Below are 17,826 nucleotides of genomic sequence, written 5' to 3'. Positions count from 1 at the left end.
CCTCTAGCTTCTGGTGCATCCCTGAAGCACTGAGGAGTCACGTTGCGAGTCCTGGCCGTAGTTCCCGCCCGCGGAGGTTCGGCGGGCGTCCCCCTGAAGAACCTCGCCACGGTGGGCGGGGTGCCGCTGGTGGCCCGCGCCGTGCGCGCGTGCCTGCGGGCCGAGCTGATCGACCAGGTGGTGGTCAGCACCGACCACGCCGGCATCGCCGAGACCGCCCGGCAGGCGGGGGCGCTCGTCGTCGAGCGCCCGGAGGAGCTCAGCGGCGCGACGGCCTCCAGCGAGTCGGCGGTGCTGCACGCCCTGGACGCGCTCGGTGAGGAGCCCGAGGTCGTCGTCCTCGTGCAGTGCACGAGCGCCTTCATCGACCCCGCCGACCTGTCCGCCGCCGTGCGCAGGGTCCTCGACGGCGAGGCCGACTCGGTCGTGTCCGGGCTGCCGACGCACGAGTTCCTCTGGACGGCCGCCGGTCGCGGCGTCAACCACGACCCCGCGGTACGGCCCCGCCGGCAGGACCGTGAGCCGCAGTTCCGCGAGAACGGCGCCTTCTACGCCATGCGCGCCTCCGGCCTGCGCGAGCACGGTCACCGCTTCTTCGGCACCGTCGCCGTCCAGTCCGTGCCGACCCGGCACGCCATCGAGATCGACGACCCCGAGGACCTGGAGCTGGTCCGGGCGCTCGCCCCGTTCGTCGACCAGCCGGAGCCGATCGACGTCGACGCCGTCATCACCGACTTCGACGGCGTCCACACCGACGACCGCGCCTACGTCGACTCCGAGGGCCGCGAGATGGTCCTCGTCAGCCGCTCCGACGGGATGGGCGTCTCGCTGCTGCGCCGGGCCGGGGTGAAGGTGCTCGTGATGTCGACCGAGCACAACCCGGTCGTCGCCGCCCGGGCCCGCAAGCTGGGCGTGCCGGTGCTGCAGGGGCTCGCCGACAAGCGGACCGTGCTGCGCGACTGGCTGGCGATCGAGGGGCTCGACCCGGCCCGCGTCGCCTACGTCGGCAACGACGTCAACGACCTCGGCCCGATGGCGGAGGTCGGCTGGCCCGTGGCGGTGCCGGACGCGCACCCGAAGGTGCGGGCCGCCGCCCGCGTCGTCCTCACCCGCGTGGGCGGGTCGGGGGCCGTGCGCGAGCTGTGCGACCGCGTGATGGCCGCCCGTCCCGCTCCGGCCCCGGTCGCGCCGGCCACCCCGCTGGTCCCCGGCACGCCGGCGCCCGCCACGGTGCCCACCCTCGACTCCCCCGCCTCTCCCGCCGTGAGGAGCCTCGGCGCCGCCGTCCAGGACCGCCCCAGGACCGCCCCGGCGCCGGTGGCCATCGGCGACGTGCTCGTGGGCGACGGCCTGCCGGTGTACGTGATCGGTGAGATCGGCATCAACCACAACGGCGACCTCAACCTCGCCCGCCGCCTCATCGACGTCGCCGCCGACGCCGGCTGCCAGGCCGTCAAGTTCCAGAAGCGCACCCCCTCGATCTGCGTGCCCGAGGAGCAGAAGGGCCAGATCCGGCAGACGCCGTGGGGCGAGATGACGTACCTGGAGTACAAGGAGCGCACCGAGTTCGGCGTCGACGAGTACCGGCAGATCGCCAAGTACTGCGACGAGCGGGGCCTGCACTGGTTCGCCTCGCCGTGGGACGTGCCCTCGGTGGAGTTCCTGGAGGAGATGGGCGTCCTGGTGCACAAGGTCGCCTCGGCCGGCGTCGCCGACCACGAGCTGCTGCGCGCCCTGGCCGCCACGGGCAAGCCGATCATCCTGTCCACGGGCATGTCCACGCTGCCCGAGATCGACCGGGCCGTCGAGATCCTCGGCACCAGCGACCTGATCATGATGCACGCCACCTCGACGTACCCGCTGCCTCCGGAGGAGGCGAACCTGCGCACCATCACCACGCTCAAGGACCGGTACGGGGTGCCGGTCGGCTACTCCGGCCACGAGCGGGGGCTGCAGATCTCGCTGGCCGCGGTGACGCTCGGCGCGGTGTGCGTGGAGCGGCACATCACGCTCGACCGCACCATGTGGGGCTCCGACCACGCCGCCTCGCTGGAGCCGTCCGGGCTGGAGCACCTCGTGCGCGACATCCGGATCATCGAGCAGGCGCTGGGCGACGGCGTCAAGCGGGTCTTCCCCGGCGAGGAGGCCCCCAAGGCCCGCCTGCGCCGCGTCACCGCCTGACCCTGCCACTCCGTTCCTGCAAGGGAAAGACTTGATCACTCTCTCGGTCGTCGTGCCGGTGCGGGACGGCGAGCGCTTCATCGCCGACGCGCTCGCCTCCCTGCGCCGCAACGCCCGGCGCGACTTCGAGTTCATCGTGGTGGACGACGGGTCGGTGGACGCCACCGCCGACATCGTCGAGGACTTCCGCGGCGACCTGCCCGGCCTGTCACTCGTCCGCAATCCCCGGCCGCTGGGGCTGGCGGACGCGCGCAACGCCGGGCTGACGGCCGCGGAGGGCCGGTACGTCACGTTCATGGACGGCGACGACTGGCTCGCCCCCGGATACCTGGAACGGCTCGTCGAGGCGATCGACGGGCTCGGCTGCGACTTCGTGCGGGCCGACCACGTCCAGGCCGAGGGCCGCAGACGGGTCGTGCACCGCGCTCCGCTGGCGCGGCGGGGCGTGGTGCTCGATCCCAGGGACGCGATCCTGCCCGCGAACGTGCGGACCATGGTCGACTACCCGTACGCGTGGGCCGGGGTGTACCGTCGCTCGCTGCGGGACCTGCTGCACTTCCCCGGCTCCTTGCACACCGCCGAGGACCGGCCGTGGATCTGGCGGCTGCACCGGGAGGCGGCCACGTTCGCGGTGGTGTCCATCGCGGGCGTCTTCTACCGGCGGCAGGTGGCGGGCTCGCTGACGCAGGTCGGCGACGAGCGGCAGCTCCACTTCTTCGACGCGTTCGACCTGGTCTTCAAGGACCTGGAGGAGGAGTTCCTGCCGAAGGCGGTGCGCAACTTCTGCGCGCTGCTCGCCCACCACCTGGAGCTGGCCGGCCGCTTCACGCCGCGGCTGCGGGCCCGCTTCGAGGAGCGCGGCGCGCAGGCCGTGCGGGCGCTGCCCACCGGCCTGGTCGTGGACGCGGTCTCCAGGATGTCCGTCCAGCGTGAGGCCGCGCTGCGGGCCCTCCTGCCGGACCTGCCCCCCAGCCCCCTCGTCCGGCTCCGCCGGGATCGGGAGGATTCATGACGACGGTCTGCTACGCCTCGACGCTGTTCGGTGCCATGTCGCTGGCGGCCGCGATCGGCGACGGCCGGTTCGGCGACGGGCGCCGGGTGCTCATCGTCTCCACGAACGCGGCGATCCCCGAGATCGCCGTGCCGCTCGACCGGGCGCCCGGCTTCGCCGCGCTGCGCTCCCGCTTCGACGAGATCCACTCCTGGAACGACCTCATCGCGCCGCTGCACCCGTCGGACTGGAAGGCCCGGGTCATCGAGGTGCCGATGATGGAGCGGCTGATCCGCGCGCAGCTGGGCCTCGGCGAGGTGGACGAGCTGGTGCTGGAGTCGATCGCGGTGCCGCCGGCGCGGACCATCGCCGGGCTGGTGCGCGACTGCCCGATCACCGTCTACTCCGACGGGCTGATGAGCTACGGCCCGACCCGCGACCCGCTGCCCGCCGAAATCTTCCGGCGGATCACCCGCCTGCTCCACCTCGACCTGGTGCCGGGGCTGGAGCCGCTGCTGCTGAGCGAGTACGGGGTGCCGGCGGAGGTGCTGCCGGACACGGCGTTCCTGTCGGTCGTGCGCGAGGTGACGGCGACCGCGCCCGACATGCTCGACGCGCGGGCGATGATCCTCGGCCAGTACCTGTCCGCGCTCGACATCGTCACGCCCGAGGAGGAGGCGGCGCTGCACGAGAGCATGCTGCGCGCGCTGGCCGCCCGGGGGCACGAGACGGTCGTGTTCAAGCCGCACCCGTCGGCGGGCCGCGCGCACGCCCGCCTGCTGCGCCCCGCCGCCGAGCGGCTGGGGGTGCGGCTGGTGGTGGCGGACGAGAGCACGCCGGCGGAGGCGTGCTTCGCGGCGCTGCGGCCGGAGCTCGTGGTGGGATGCTTCTCGACGGGCCTGATCACGGCCCAGCGGTACTTCAGCCTGCCGGTCGCCTCCTACGGGACGGAGCTGGTGCTGGACCGGCTGAGCCCGTACGAGAACAGCAACCGGATCCCCGTCACCCTGGTCGACGCGCTGCTGCCCCGGCTGTCGGCGGACGGCTCGGTGCAGGCTCCGCCCGCCCTGGACCTGCCGGCGCTGGTGCGGGCGGTGGGTTACTGCATGCAGGCGGAGGCGTACCCGGAGCTGCGGCCGTCGGCGACGGTGTTCGACCCGCGCTACTTCAAGCGCAAGCGGCTGGAGACGCTCGGCCTGACCGGCCGCCCCACGGCCCTGGCCCGCCTGCGGCGCAAGCTCACCACCGCCCGCTGACGCACACGCCCGCCCGGTGACGCACGCGCCCGCCGTCCCCTGACGCAACGACGTGCGTCTACCGCCGTCCGCTGATGTAGCGGCGGACGCGGCGCCGGGCGCGGTAGCCGTAGCGCAGCACGGTCGGCGGCACCTCCAGCCGGAGCCGGGCGCGGCGGCGGGCGGCGGCGTGCTCCGGCCCGTCCAGCAGCGACCGGGCCGGCGTCTCCCGGCCGGCCGCCTGCGCGGCCAGCAGGCCCGTCCAGTCGTCCAGCCCCGCCGGGTGGAAGTAGTTGGTCGCGCACCACTCGGGGTCGGCGGCCCGGAAGCCGCCCTCCGCGAGCTGGTCCAGCGTCCCGAGCAGCCCGCTCCCCTCGAACACCAGGTTGATCATCTCGGCGCTCACCCCGAAGTCGGAGAGCACCAGCGACGGCACTCCCTGGGCGACCGCCTCCAGCGCGGCCGTCGAGCTGACCGTGACGAACCCGGCCGCCCGCTCCAGGTGCTCGTGCATGGGCCCGGCCGCGAAGGACAGCCGCCCCGGCTCGCCCATCTCGCGCCAGAGCCGCTGGTAGTGGTGGCGCTCGCGGTGCGTCTGCCGCTCGCCCTCCAGGGCGCGCAGCTTCACCACCACGTCCAGGTCGGGCCGCCGCTCGGCCAGCCGCGCCAGGGCGACCAGCACCTGCTCCCGCTCCGCCCGCTCCCGCGGCACCTTGGCCTGGGTGGCGAACACCACCCGGTTCCCGCCGCCCCCGGCGCGGCCGGGACGCAGGAACGGCAGCCGGGCCAGCCCGATCGCCCCTCCCCCGCCGAGCCGCGCCGCGATCTCCCCGAACTCGGCCACCTCGCGCCGGCTGTGCAGCACGAACAGGTCGCAGCCGCTGCGGAAGAGCCACGCCTTCTCGGTGGCGGGCACGGAGATGCCGGGCAGCCCGGTCGCGAACACGGGCCGGGGCCGCAGCCCGCTCAGCACCTCGGCGACCAGCACGTCCACGACCGGGCCGGTGCAGGCGACGAGGATCACGTCCGGCCGGCTGCGCTCCGCCTCGCGCCGCAGGGCGCGGGCCGACAGCACGGGGGGCGCGGGCCGCCCGTGCACCGCCGCGGCGATCTGCTCCGGCGAGGGCGCGATCGGCGTACGCACCACCACGAGGTCCGTCTCGCAGCCGGCCGGCAGGTCGCCGAGCAGGCAGGCCGCCCACTTCAGGTACGAGTCGGAGTCGGCGACCGCCAGCACTCTCACCCGGTCACTCCTGTCAGATGCGATCGCAGGGCGGGGGCCGCCCCGCTGGTCCACCAGTCGTCCGGCACGGCCACCGGCTCCACCGCGACTCCGCGCGGGCCGAGCAGGACCCGCAGCGAGGCGATGGCGGTCGAGGGAAGGCTGAGCACCCGCTGCCCGGCGTCGAGGCCGCGCAGCGTCAGCTCGGCCGGCGCGCCGCCGTCGTGCACGGTGATGCCGGGCCGTTCCCGGATGAGCGCCACGTCCGCGGGGTCCTCGCGCCGGTGCGGGTAGTAGGCGAGCGGCTCCTCGCCGGCCAGGTCGGTGAGCCAGCGCAGGTAGCGGTCGCGGCGCACCAGGCCGTTGCGCACCAGGGACGTGCCGAGCACCACGGTGCGCTCGGCCGGTCCGGGCTCGGTGGGCGGCTGGGAGCGCAGCCAGGCGAAGTCATGGCGGACGAGGTCGAACCCGGCGTCGCGGACCGACTGTTCGAGCTCCTCGGTGACCGGCAGGGCGGTGAAGACGGTCACCCGGCCGGCGCGCAGCCTGAGCGCGGCGGCCAGCCCCAGCACGGCGCGCAGCCGTCCCGGGTGGGCGCGGGCCCGCAGCAGCGGACGGTACGGACCCGCCGCCAGCAGCTCCAGCAGCCGGAGCGTGGCCAGGCCGTCGTCCACGACGACCAGCCGGCCGGGGCGGGAGGTGAGCCAGCGCAGCTGCACCTTGCCGGAGAAGGCGTCGCCGGCGGCGTTCATCCGGCGCGGCAGCTTCTCGGACGGCTCGGCCAGCTCCAGGCCCTCGGGCAGCGACAGGCGGCGCAGCTCGCGGCGGGTGGCCTTCAGCGCGCGCTGCCCGGCGCGGGGCACGACGGCGGTGGCGGGGCCGAGCACGCCGGCGTGGTGCGCCTCGACGGCGCAGAGCATCTGGAGGGGTGACTCCACCCAGGCCGATGCCCGCTCCGTCACCCCTGCTCTCCCCACTCCGGGCTGATGCCGGCTTCGCTCCGGGTCGCCCGCGACCGCACGACGCGCTCACCGTAATCCGGCCCCCTGACGGCGCGGGGAACGCCGCGTGAACAATGGAGGCCATGAACTCGCTCAATCTCACCAGTGACGGCGTCTCGATCCCCCAGCTCGGGTTCGGCGTCTGGCAAGTACCCGCCGACGAGGCCGAGCGGGCCGTGACGACCGCTCTGGAGGCCGGTTACCGGCACGTCGACACCGCCAGGATCTACGGCAACGAGGAGGGCGTGGGCCGGGCGGTGCGCGCCTCCGGTCTGCCGCGCCAGGAGGTGTTCGTCACCACGAAGCTGTGGAACGACGACCACCACCGCGCCGAGCGGGCCCTGGACGAGAGCCTGGCGCGGCTCGGCCTGGACCACGTCGACCTCTATCTCATCCACTGGCCCGCGCCGAAGCAGGACGCCTACGTGGGCGCCTGGCGGGCGCTGGAGAAGGCGCACCGTGACGGGCGGGCCCGGGCCATCGGTGTGTCCAACTTCACGGTGGAGGCGCTCACCCGGCTCATGGACGAGACCGGGATCACGCCGTCGATCAACCAGATCGAGCTGCACCCGTGGCTCCAGCAGCACGAGCTGCGGGCCTTCCACGAGGCCAACGGCATCCTCACCGAGGCGTGGAGCCCGCTCGGCCAGGGCCGGGGCCTGCTGGAGGAGCCGGTGTTCCAGACGCTGGCCGCCAAGCACGGGCGCACCCCGGCGCAGGTCGTGCTGCGCTGGCACATCCAGCTCGGCAACGTGACGATCCCCAAGTCGGTCACGCCGTCCCGCATCCGGGAGAACATCGACGTGTTCGACTTCGTCCTGGACGACGAGGACCTGGCGGCTATCGGGGCACTCAACGCCAATCGCCGCCTTGGGCCCGATCCCGCCACATTTGGGTAAAAAAGCTATGATCCCTCGCCATGAGGGATCTCGCATGGGGCATCGCGGCGACAGGCGGCATCGCACGGACCGTGGGCGCGGTCATCGCCGCGGAGACCGGCATGCGGGTGGCGGCCGTCGGCTCGCGTGATCTGGGCCGCGCCGCCGCGCTGGCCGCGGAGCTCGGCGCCGAGTCGGCGTACGGCTCCTACGCGGAGCTGTGCGCCGACCCGGCCGTCGACGCCGTGTACGTGGCCACGCCCCACGCCCAGCACCTGGCGGTGGCCGAGGCGGCCATCGCGGCGGGCAAGGCCGTGCTGTGCGAGAAGCCGCTGGCCGCCTCGCTCGCCGACGCCCAGCGCATGGTGCGCCTGGCCCGCGAGGCCGGGGTCTTCCTGATGGAAGCGATGTGGATGCGGTTCAACCCGCTCATCCGGCGGGTGGCCGCCGACCCGCGCTTCGGCGAGATCCGCTCGGTGCAGGCCAGTTTTGGCTTCGCTTTGCCGTTCGACCCGGCCCACCGGCTGTGGGCTCCGGAGCTGGGCGGCGGGGCCCTGCTGGACCTGGGGATCTACCCGTTCGGGCTGGCCCAGCTGCTGCTCGGGGCGCCGTCGGAGGTGCGGATGACGGGTTGCCTGGCGCCGTCCGGCGTGGACGCGGAGGCGGGCGGCGTGCTCGTCTACCCCGGCGGGAGGCGGGCGCTGGTGGAGGCCTCGCTGCTCGCCTCGTTCCCCAACAGCGCCCACGTGGTGGGCACGGGGATGCGGGCCGAGATCCAGGCGCCGTTCTGGGCCCCGAACCGCGTCGTGCTCAGCGGAGCGTCGATGGCGACGGAGGTGCACGACCTCGACCCGGCCGACAACGGATACGCGGGGGAGCTGCGCGAGGTACGGGATGCCCTGGCCGAGGGACGGACCGAAAGCGAGATCATGCCACTGGACGAAAGCCTTGCCATGGCGGGGCTTCTGGAGGATGCACGATCTCAGCTCTCCTAGCTGGGCATTTATCCACTTGTAATCCTCTTGCCGGATGTATTACCTTAAATCCTGTTCGTCGGCTTACGTCCGGTTTGCCCGTTCGTTGCCGGCCAGTCGCACAGATCATCACAGGACCCCCCTGTGACCGCTGAATCCGCCTGAGCGCGGAACCGGGGACCCACTTCTCTTGGGGTGAATCGGCACTCCCCTGTGCCGTAGGGCAGCTTCCACGCCCGAACCCGTCAGCTAACCCGGTAAGCGGCATGGAAGCAAGGAGCATCCCTTCTCGATGGCCAAGCACCGTCTCATCCGTGCCCTCACGCCCGGAACGATCCGCGCCACCCTCGGCGCGACCATCATCGCCTCGGCCGCCTTCGGCGCCGTCGTGCCGGCCAACGCGGACACCCCCGAGCACGTGGGGCCGGCCTCCAACTCGTCCGTCAGCCAGACCGTCAACAAGCAGGCCGTGTCCGGCTCCCAGTACGGCCGGGTCAACGTGACCGCGCAGAAGGTCCTCGACGTGGCCCGCGCCCAGGTCGGCACCTCCGAGAACGCCTACGGCGGCGGCACCAAGTTCCAGCAGTGGTACGCGAAGTCGCAGCGCGCGCTGGAGACCGTCAAGCGTGACGGCGGCTCGCCGCAGGCCTACCTCAACGCCGCGTGGTGCTCGATGTTCGTCTCCTGGGTCGGCGAGCAGACCGGCGCCCGCCCGCAGGTCGGCTGGGACGCCTACACCGTGGCCCACGCCCGCTGGTTCGCCCAGAACCACCGCTGGGGCAGCACGGCCAAGCCCGGCGCCGTCGTCTTCTTCTCCTGGAGCGGCAGCAAGGACCTGGACGACATCAACCACGTCGGGTTCGTCGTCAAGGACAACGGCGACGGCACGATCTCCACGATCGAGGGCAACACCGGCAACGGCCGCGTCGAGCAGCGCGTCCGGCCGACCTCCCAGGTCGTCGGCTACGGCTACCCGAACTACGCCGGCTGACCCGGTCCCCCGACCACTCCCCCACCTCTCCCCAGAGGGAGCGAGCGCGCGCCTTCCCCCGGCGCGCGCTCGCTCGCGTTCCGGGAAGATCCCCCCGTACGCCTGACCGTCCCGCCCGGTCCCACAGCGGGTTGTCCGTTCGTGTGGCGTTAACGGGACGGATGGTATGGGAGCGCTCCCAGCGACCTTTTCGCGCCGTTTGGACCCCTAAATCCTCTTTCACAGCGACAAATACGGCCCGAGGTAACGGTTGCGTTTCGGGCCGTTGACGACCCCCACGCCATGAGGGCACTCTTTGTGGGAGCGCTCCCAAGACCTTCCCATCGCGGCCTCATCGCCGCGATGCACCTCCCACATTCACCACCCAGAGGGGTTCCGAATGAAGAACCACAAGCGCTTGGTCATGACCGGAGCCGCGATGACGGCCCTGCTGGCCATCGCGGCGTGCAGCAGCGGCGGTGGCGGCACCACCCCGGCGGGCTCGCAGAGCAGCGCGGCGGCCGAGCCGGTCACGATCAACGTGCACACCTTCGGCGGCGGCGAGAACTTCGGCTACGACGAGGCCGTCAAGAAGTGGAACGCCGAGCACCCGAACATCCAGATCAAGTACACGAACCTCACCGACCGGTTCGAGGACGTGTACCTGCCGCAGCTGCTCCAGCGTCTCCAGGCGGGGGCAGGCGCCGGAGACGTGGTCGGCATCGACGAGGGCGCGATGGGCCTCATGGCGGCCCGTCCGCAGTTCTTCACCGACCTCGGCCAGTACGGCCTGGACAGCCGCAAGGCGGACTTCCCGGCGGCCAAGTGGGAAGCGGGCCTCAACGCGGACGGCAAGCTGTTCGCGCTGGGCACGGACATGGGCGGCATGACCATGTGCTACCGCAAGGACCTGTTCAAGAAGGCCGGCCTGCCCACCGACCGCGAGGAGGTCGGCAAGCTCTGGCCGGACTGGAACGCGTTCCTGGAGACCGGCAAGAAGTTCGAGGCCGCCAAGACGGGCGCGAAGTTCATGGACGGCCCCAACACGATCTACAACGTGATCCTCTTCCAGGAGGCGCCGAAGAACGGCAACCTCTCCTACTTCGACAAGAGCAACAAGCTCGTCATCGAGTCCAACCCGGCCGTCAAGACCTCGTTCGACTGGGTGACCACCTTCAGCAAGGCGGGCATGACCGCCAAGCTGCAGGCGTGGAGCCCGGCGTGGGACAAGGCCATCAAGGGCGGCGGCTTCGCCACCATGGGCTGCCCGTCGTGGATGCTCGGCGTGATCGAGGGCAAGGCCGGCGAGTCCAACAAGGGCAACTGGGACGTCGCGGCCGTGCCGGGCGGCACGGGCAACTGGGGCGGCTCCTGGCTCGCGGTGCCCAAGCAGAGCAAGCACCCCAAGGAAGCCGCCGAGGTCGTGAACTACCTCACCGGCAAGGAGGGCCACATCGCGGCCTTCAAGGAGGCCGGGGCGTTCCCGAGCTCGCTGCCCGCGCAGCAGGACCCGGAGGTGGCGGGCCTGAAGAACGCCTACTTCAACGACGCGCCGACCGGCCAGATCTTCAGCGAGTCGGTGAAGAACCTCCAGCCGGTGTTCTTCGGTGAGAAGCACGCCCAGGTGAAGACCGCGGTCGAGAAGGTCATCGAGGGCATGGACCAGGGCGCGATCAAGTACGACGAGGCCTGGTCGAAGTTCGTCGAGGCGGGTGTGAAGGCGGCGGGCTGACCCCCGTCCCCCAGGACCGGGTGGCGCCCCTTCCCCTCTGCGGGCGCCACCCCTCCCCGCCCCGGCTCGAAAGGCTTCCATGACTATCCAACTCGCGCCGCCGCCTTCCCGGCGGGCGCCGGGCAGGCGGTCGGCCCCCTCCCGGCGGATGGCCCGCTTCGACCTCAAGGGCACGCCGTATGTACTGGTGTCGCCCTACTACCTGCTGTTCGCCGTCTTCGGCATCTTCCCCCTCGGCTACACGCTCTGGGTCTCGCTGCACGACTGGGAGCTGGCCGGCGACACCGAGTTCAAGGGCCTGGCCAACTACGGCGAGCTGATCACCGACGCCGCCTTCTGGAACGCCGTCGTCAACACGCTCGGCATGTTCGTGCTGGCCACCGTGCCGCAGCTCGTGCTGGCGCTGCTGCTGGCCAACGCCCTCAACAAGAGGCTGCGCGGCCGGCTGCTGCTGCGCCTCGGCGTGCTGCTGCCGCTCATCACCTCGGTGGTCGCCGTGGCCGTGATCTTCAGCCAGCTCTACAGCCGCGACTACGGGGTCTTCAACTGGATCCTGTCCTGGTTCGGCGTCGAACCGATCATCTGGCAGAACGAGAAGTGGTCCTCCTGGATCGCGATCGCCACGATGGTCGACTGGCGCTGGACGGGCTACAACGCGATCATCCTGCTCGCCGCGATGCAGACGATCCCGCGCGACCTGTACGAGGCCGCCTCCATCGACGGGGCGTCGGCCCGCACGCAGTTCTGGCGGATCACGGTGCCGATGCTGCGGCCGACGATGGTGTTCGTCGTGTTCATCTCGACGATCGGCGGGCTGACGCTTTTCACCGAGCCGGTCATGTTCGAGGGCAACCCGATGATGACGGGCGGCACCACCGGCCAGTACCAGACGGTGGCCATGTTCATCGTCAAGTCCGCCTTCCGCGACTTCGAGATGGGCTACGCCTCGGCGGCGGCCTGGCTGCTGTTCGTGCTGATCCTGCTCGGGACGATGGTCAACTACTGGTTCACCCGGCGCATCGGAGGAGGCAAGTGAACAACCGCCTCTGGGACGCGGGCCTCATGACCAAGGTGGTGCTGGGCTTCGCGCTGCTGCTGTCCGCGTTCCCGATCTACTACATGTTCATCATGGCGACGCGCACCAACGACGACGCCGTGGAGACGCCGCCGCCGCTGCTGCCCGGCGGCCACCTCGGCGAGAACGTCCAGCGGCTGCTGTCGACCGAGGACGCCAACTTCATCACCGGCCTGGTCAACTCCGCCATCGTGGCCGTCACCGTGACCGTGTCGGTGGTGCTCATCTCGACGCTGGCCGGCTTCGCGTTCGCCAAGCTCCGCTTCCCCGGCTCCAAGGTCCTGCTCGGGCTGATCCTGGTCACCATGATGGTGCCGCTCCAGCAGATGGGCGTGGTGCCGCTGTACGACATGATGGTCAAGCTCGGCTGGACCGGCCAGCTCCAGTCGGTCATCCTGCCGTTCCTCGTCAACGGGTTCGGCGTGTTCATGATGACCCAGTACACCTCCCAGGCGGTGCCCGACGAGCTGGTCGAGGCCGCCCGCGTCGACGGGGCGACCACCCTGGGCATCTACGGCCGGGTCGTCCTGCCCGCGCTGCGGCCCGGGATGGCGGTGCTGGCCCTGCTGGTGTTCATGCAGACCTGGAACGAGTTCATGTGGCCGCTCATCGTGCTGAACCCGGACAACCCGGTGGTTCAGACCTCGATCGCGGCGCTCAACTCCGCCCACGGCACGGACTACGTGATGCTGTTCACCGGCACCGCCGCCTCCGTCCTCCCTCTCTTCGTGGTTTTCGTGCTGTTCGGCCGGCAGATCGTCGGCGGCCTGATGGAAGGTGCGGTCAAGGCGTGACGACTCAAGAGGAGCAGACGAGCTCCGACCTGCGGTTCCCCCCGGGATTCGCGTGGGGGGCGGCCACCTCGGCGTACCAGATCGAGGGCGCGGTGACGGCCGACGGCCGCGGCGTCTCCATCTGGGACACCTTCACCAAGCAGCCCGGCCGGGTGGTCGGCGGCCACCACGCGGACGTGGCCATCGACCACTACAACCGGTACAAGGACGACGTCGCCGTCATGGCGGACCTGGGCCTGAGCGCCTACCGGTTCTCCGTGTCGTGGCCGCGCATCCAGCCGGAGGGCTCCGGGCGGTTCAACCACAAGGGCCTCGACTTCTACAAGCGGCTCGCCGACGAGCTGCGCGCGAACGGCATCGACCCGTGGCTGACCCTGTACCACTGGGACCTGCCGCAGGCGCTGGAGGACGCGGGCGGCTGGCCCAACCGGGACACCGCCTACCGGTTCGCCGAGTACGCCCAGTGCGTCCACGACGCGCTCAAGGACCACGTGCACACCTTCAGCACGGTCAACGAGCCGTGGTGCGCCGCCTTCCTCGGCTACGCCTCGGGCGAGCACGCCCCGGGCCGCCGCGAGCCGGCCAACGCCATCAGGGCCGCCCACCACCTCAACCTCGCCCACGGGCTGGCCGTCCAGGCCATGCGGGGCAGCAGGGTCGGCGGCTGCGTCAACCTGTACGCGGTGACGCCGGCCGGCGACAGTGACGCCGACCTGGACGCGGCACGGCGGATCGACGGGCTGCAGAACCGGTTCTTCCTGGACGCGCTGCTCCTCGGCCGCTACCCCGAGGACGTCCTGGCCGACCTCGGCATGGACACCGGCTTCATCGCCGACGGCGACATGGAGACCATCAAGGCCCCCATCGACCTGCTGCTCGTCAACTACTACAGCCGCTTCACCGTTTCGGGAGCCGGAGGCGGCAAGGCGTCGGCGGCGGCGGCGCCGACCGAGACGGGCTCGCCATGGGTCGGCAGCGAGCACGTGTCGTTCGTCAACGGCGGGCGGCCGGTCACCGCGATGGGCTGGGAGATCGACGACAGCGGCCTGCTGGAGGTGCTGCAGCGGGTGGCGCGCGACTACCCGGCGATCCCGCTGGTGGTCTCCGAGAACGGCGCCGCGTTCGACGACGTGCTGAAGGACGGCCGCGTCCACGACGCCCAGCGCACGGCGTACCTCGACTGCCACCTGCGCGCCTGCCGTGAGGCGATCGACGCCGGCGTGCCGCTGCAGGGCTATTTCGCCTGGTCGCTCATGGACAACTTCGAGTGGGCGTGGGGGTACGGCAAGCGTTTCGGGCTCGTCCACGTCGACTTCGAGACGCAGGAACGGGTGCTGAAGGACAGCGCGCTCTGGTATTCCCAGATCATCCGGCAGAATAGGCGCCATGAACCGACCGACTCTTGAGGCAGTCGCGGCCCGGGCCGGGGTCGGCCGGGGCACGGTGTCCAGGGTCATCAACGGATCCCCCAACGTCAGTGACAAGGCGCGCGAGGCCGTCCGCCAGGCCATCGACGAGCTGGGCTACGTGCCCAACCGGGCCGCGCGCGCCCTCGTCACCCGGCGCACCGACACGGTCGCCCTGGTGGTGTCGGAGAGCGAGCTGCGGGTCTTCGACGAGCCGTACTTCGCGGGCACGATCCGCGGCATCGGCTCGGCGCTGTCGGAGACGGGGCTCCAGCTCATCCTGGCGATGGCGCAGTCCGACGAGGAGCACGAGCGGCTGGAGCACTACCTGACGGGGCAGCACGTCGACGGCGTGCTGCTCCTGTCGCTGCACGGCGAGGACCCGCTGCCGGCCCGGCTGGAGTCGATGGGCGTGCCCACCGTGCTCGGCGGCCGGCCGGTCGGCCCGGCGCCCTACAGCTACGTCGACATGGACAACCGGGCCGGCGCCCGGCAGGCGGTCAAGCACCTGCTGGGTCTCGGCCGGAAGTCGATCGCCACCATCGCCGGCCCCCAGGACATGGGCGTGGGCGTCGACCGTCTCGCCGGCTACCGCGACGCGCTGCTCAGCTCCGGCATGCCCGAGCTGGTCGCCTACGGCGACTTCTCCGAGGAGAGCGGCGCCGCGGCGACGCGCGAGCTGCTGGAGGCGCATCCGGCGCTCGACGCGGTGTTCGCCGCCTCCGACCTGATGGCGGTGGGCGCGCTGCAGGTGCTGAAGGCCGCGGGCCGGACCATCCCGGGTGACGTGGCGGTGGTCGGCTTCGAGGACTCCAAGGCCGCCACCCACACCGACCCGCCGCTGACCACGGTCCACCAGCCGGCGGAGGCGATGGGCCGGCAGATGGCCCAGCTCCTGGTGGCCCGCATCAACGGCGAGGAGGTCCGCCAGCCGGTGGTCATCCTGGACACCCACCTGGTGCTCCGCCAGTCCGCCTGAGAGCAGGGAACGCCCACGATGGACAGCCGCACGAAACGGCGCCTCTCCCCCGCCGAGCTGGACGACCTGGCCCGGCGGGCCCTCGGCGTCGGCGTCGCCGCCGCGGCGGAGCTGACCGACGGCTACGCCAACGCGGTGTGGCGGCTCACGCTCGACGACGGCCGCGGCGTGGTGCTCAAGGTGGCGCCGCCGCCCGAGCTGGAGCAGCTCAGCTACGAGCGCCACCTGCTGCGCATGGAGGCGGCGGTGTGCGAGCTGGCCGCGGCGGCGGGGGTGCCCGTGGCCGCTCTGGTGGCCGCCGGGTTCGACGACCCGGTGCTGGGCGGCGACTACCTGGTGCTGCACGCGCTCGACGGCGTCTCGTGGAACGACGTCCCGCCCTCCAGCGACCCGCTGGTCAGGGGCCTGCTCGACGGAGGCGGGCACGACGCGCTGCGGCGGGAGCTCGGGCGCCACCTGGCCCGGCTCAACGCGGTGACCGGCGAGGTGTTCGGCTATCCGCACGCGGGCATCACCGGGGCCACCTGGCGGGAGGCGTACCTCGCCATGATGGGGGCGCTGCTCGCCGACACCCGGCGCTACCCGACGCCGCTGCCGCTGCCCGCCGCCGAGATCGCGGCCGTGGTCGCCGGCGCCGCGCCCGCGCTGGAGGAGGTGACGACGCCGCACCTGGTCCACTTCGACGTGTGGGCGGGCAACGTGTTCCTCGACCTGACGGGGCGGCCGCGCATCCAGGCCATCATCGACCACGAGCGGGCGTTCTGGGGCGACCCGCTGGCGGAGTTCGTCACGCCCACCCTCTTCGACGAGCTGGACGAGGACGACCCGCTGCTCGCGGGCTACCGCGAGGTCACGCCGCTCGACCTGACGCCCCGCGCCCGGGTGCGGCTCGACCTCTACCGGGCGTACCTGTACCTGATCCTGCTGGTCGAGAACGGGCCGCGGCAGTACCCGGAGGACGAGTACGCCCACATCCGCGGCCTCGCCACGGAGTCGCTCACCCACGTGCTGCGCCGCCTCGCCGGGAGCCCGCCGGCCTGACCGGGCCGTCCCCGCGCCGTCCCCGGGCCGGGGCGCGTTCGGACCTCCTCGTACGGGGAAAGATCCAGCGAAACGCCGCACCTGGGGACGGACCATGAGCTGTGTGATCGCGGGCGGCGGCCCGGCGGGCGCGATGCTCGCCCTGCTGCTCGCCCGGGCCGGCGTCGAGGTGACGCTGCTGGAGAAGCACGCCGACTTCCTGCGCGACTTCCGCGGCGACACCATCCACCCCTCCACCCTCCAGGTGCTCGGCGAGATCGGGCTGGCGGAGGAGTTCCTGCGGCTGCCGCACCGCAAGACGTACGAGCTGAGCATCGTCACCGACACCGGACCGATCCCGCTCGCGAACCTGCGCGGGCTGCCCTGCGCGTACGACTACATCGCGTTCGTCCCCCAGTGGGACTTCCTGTCGCTCGTGACCTCCGCCGCCGCCCGCTACCCGTCGTTCCGGCTGCTGATGAGCGCCGAGGCGCACGGGCTGATCGTGGAGGGCGGCGAGGTGCGCGGGGTGCGCTACCGCGACGCGGCGGGCGAGCACGAGCTGCGCGCGGGGCTGACCGTCGCCGCCGACGGGCGGACCTCGGTGCTGCGGCGGGCCGCCGGGCTGGTGCCGAGGGAGTTCGGGGCGCCGATGGACGTGCTGTGGTTCCGGCTGCCGCGCGCGCCCGGCGATCCGGACGAGACGTTCCTGCGGCTCTCGCGCGGCCATCTCATGGTGGTGATCGACCGGGAGACGTACTGGCAGCTCGCGTACGTGATCCCCAAGGGCGGCTACGACGACCTCGTACGGCAGGGCATCGGCGCGCTGCGTGAGCCGGTGGCGCGGCTGGTGCCGTTCCTGGCCGGCCGGGAGACGCTGATCGAGGGCTACGGCGACGTGAGCGTGCTCACCGTGGTGCTCAACCGGCTGCGCCGCTGGCACCGGCCCGGGTTCACGGCCATCGGCGACGCGGCGCACGCCATGTCGCCGGTGTTCGGCGTCGGCATCAACCTGGCCGTGCAGGACGCCGTGGCCGCGGCGAACCTGGTGGCCGGGCCGCTGCGCGCGGACGGCCGCGTGCCCGAGGCGACGCTGCGGCGGCTCCAGCGGCGGCGCATGTGGCCGACCCGGGTCACCCAGGCCGCCCAGCGGGTCGTGCAGGACCTGCTGATCGGCCCGGCGCTGCGCAACCGCCTGGGGTCCCCGCCGATCCGGCCGGACGTGACGCGGATCCCCCTGCTCAACCGGGTCCCGCGGCGCTTCATCGGCCTGGGCGTACGGCCCGAGCACGTCGAGGTGCCCGCGTCCCCGTGAAACGACCTTCTCACAACGTGGACATCGGGGTCTGCCCGGCGGGGCAGGTGGAA

15 protein-coding genes and 1 riboswitch are annotated in these 17,826 nt (G+C 72.1%); of the genes, 13 read left to right on the top strand and 2 right to left on the bottom strand.

Annotated elements, in window-relative coordinates; translation table 11 throughout:
* The first annotated feature begins 42 nt into the window (after window positions 1–42).
* Genes ABZS51_RS20930 through ABZS51_RS20920 form a run of 3 tightly spaced genes read left to right on the top strand, consistent with a single transcriptional unit; the run spans window position 43 to window position 4,428 of the window.
* Window positions 43–2,181, top strand: a complete 2,139-nt coding sequence (locus ABZS51_RS20930; protein ID WP_355443374.1) for an N-acetylneuraminate synthase family protein — start codon at window positions 43–45, stop codon at window positions 2,179–2,181.
* Between the two features lie 31 nt (window positions 2,182–2,212).
* On the top strand, window positions 2,213–3,193 hold the full coding sequence (locus ABZS51_RS20925) for a glycosyltransferase family 2 protein (protein ID WP_355443371.1): 981 nt from the start codon (window positions 2,213–2,215) through the stop codon (window positions 3,191–3,193).
* Window positions 3,190–4,428: an alpha-2,8-polysialyltransferase family protein gene (locus tag ABZS51_RS20920; protein ID WP_355443368.1), complete on the top strand. Its 1,239-nt coding sequence runs from the start codon at window positions 3,190–3,192 to the stop codon at window positions 4,426–4,428. Before ABZS51_RS20925 ends, ABZS51_RS20920 begins: the two co-directional genes overlap by 4 nt.
* A gap of 58 nt (window positions 4,429–4,486) precedes the next feature.
* Here ABZS51_RS20920 and ABZS51_RS20915 read toward each other — a convergent pair whose 3' ends face one another.
* Together ABZS51_RS20915 and ABZS51_RS20910 are read right to left on the bottom strand one after the other, a co-directional pair.
* On the bottom strand, window positions 4,487–5,650 hold the full coding sequence (locus ABZS51_RS20915; protein WP_355443366.1) for a DUF6716 putative glycosyltransferase: 1,164 nt from the start codon (window positions 5,648–5,650) through the stop codon (window positions 4,487–4,489).
* Complete coding sequence (locus ABZS51_RS20910; RefSeq protein WP_355443363.1) at window positions 5,647–6,591, bottom strand: hypothetical protein; 945 nt, start codon at window positions 6,589–6,591, stop codon at window positions 5,647–5,649. The genes ABZS51_RS20915 and ABZS51_RS20910 overlap by 4 nt, the downstream gene beginning before the upstream one ends.
* A gap of 122 nt (window positions 6,592–6,713) precedes the next feature.
* Between ABZS51_RS20910 and ABZS51_RS20905 the strand changes: the two genes are divergently transcribed.
* The 10 genes from ABZS51_RS20905 (at window position 6,714) to ABZS51_RS20860 (ending at window position 17,773) form a co-directional block, all read left to right on the top strand.
* Window positions 6,714–7,529 carry an aldo/keto reductase gene (locus ABZS51_RS20905; RefSeq protein ID WP_355443360.1) on the top strand — a complete coding sequence of 272 codons (816 nt, stop codon included), beginning with the start codon at window positions 6,714–6,716 and terminating at the stop codon, window positions 7,527–7,529.
* A gap of 20 nt (window positions 7,530–7,549) precedes the next feature.
* Complete coding sequence (locus ABZS51_RS20900; protein WP_355443357.1) at window positions 7,550–8,503, top strand: Gfo/Idh/MocA family oxidoreductase; 954 nt, start codon at window positions 7,550–7,552, stop codon at window positions 8,501–8,503.
* Window positions 8,504–8,621: 118 nt separating this feature from the next.
* Window positions 8,622–8,761, top strand: a riboswitch (cyclic di-AMP (ydaO/yuaA leader).
* Between the two features lie 13 nt (window positions 8,762–8,774).
* Window positions 8,775–9,473: a CHAP domain-containing protein gene (locus ABZS51_RS20895; protein ID WP_355443355.1), complete on the top strand. Its 699-nt coding sequence runs from the start codon at window positions 8,775–8,777 to the stop codon at window positions 9,471–9,473.
* A 379-nt stretch (window positions 9,474–9,852) separates the two neighbouring features.
* Window positions 9,853–11,184, top strand: a complete 1,332-nt coding sequence (locus ABZS51_RS20890) for an ABC transporter substrate-binding protein (protein ID WP_355443352.1) — start codon at window positions 9,853–9,855, stop codon at window positions 11,182–11,184.
* 79 nt (window positions 11,185–11,263) lie between these two features.
* Complete coding sequence (locus tag ABZS51_RS20885; protein ID WP_355443349.1) at window positions 11,264–12,220, top strand: sugar ABC transporter permease; 957 nt, start codon at window positions 11,264–11,266, stop codon at window positions 12,218–12,220.
* A complete protein-coding gene (locus tag ABZS51_RS20880; protein ID WP_310711977.1) occupies window positions 12,217–13,053 on the top strand; it encodes a carbohydrate ABC transporter permease in 837 nt (278 codons plus the stop codon). The genes ABZS51_RS20885 and ABZS51_RS20880 overlap by 4 nt, the downstream gene beginning before the upstream one ends.
* The gene (locus ABZS51_RS20875) at window positions 13,050–14,459 is read left to right on the top strand and encodes a GH1 family beta-glucosidase (RefSeq protein ID WP_355443346.1); all 1,410 of its coding nucleotides are present in this window, start codon (window positions 13,050–13,052) and stop codon (window positions 14,457–14,459) included. Before ABZS51_RS20880 ends, ABZS51_RS20875 begins: the two co-directional genes overlap by 4 nt.
* Window positions 14,440–15,438 (top strand): LacI family DNA-binding transcriptional regulator, encoded by a 999-nt coding sequence (locus ABZS51_RS20870; RefSeq protein WP_310711975.1) that lies wholly within the window; start codon window positions 14,440–14,442, stop codon window positions 15,436–15,438. The genes ABZS51_RS20875 and ABZS51_RS20870 overlap by 20 nt, the downstream gene beginning before the upstream one ends.
* An 18-nt stretch (window positions 15,439–15,456) precedes the next feature.
* Window positions 15,457–16,479: a phosphotransferase gene (locus ABZS51_RS20865; protein ID WP_355443342.1), complete on the top strand. Its 1,023-nt coding sequence runs from the start codon at window positions 15,457–15,459 to the stop codon at window positions 16,477–16,479.
* 94 nt (window positions 16,480–16,573) lie between these two features.
* Window positions 16,574–17,773 carry an FAD-dependent oxidoreductase gene (locus ABZS51_RS20860; protein ID WP_355443339.1) on the top strand — a complete coding sequence of 400 codons (1,200 nt, stop codon included), beginning with the start codon at window positions 16,574–16,576 and terminating at the stop codon, window positions 17,771–17,773.
* Window positions 17,774–17,826 lie beyond the last annotated feature (53 nt).

Origin of the sequence: Nonomuraea sp. NPDC005501 (genome assembly GCF_040605905.1) — a bacterium.
Taxonomy (GTDB): domain Bacteria; phylum Actinomycetota; class Actinomycetes; order Streptosporangiales; family Streptosporangiaceae; genus Nonomuraea.
Note: the sequence above shows the minus strand (reverse complement) of the source record. Positions and strands in the feature narration are given on the sequence as shown.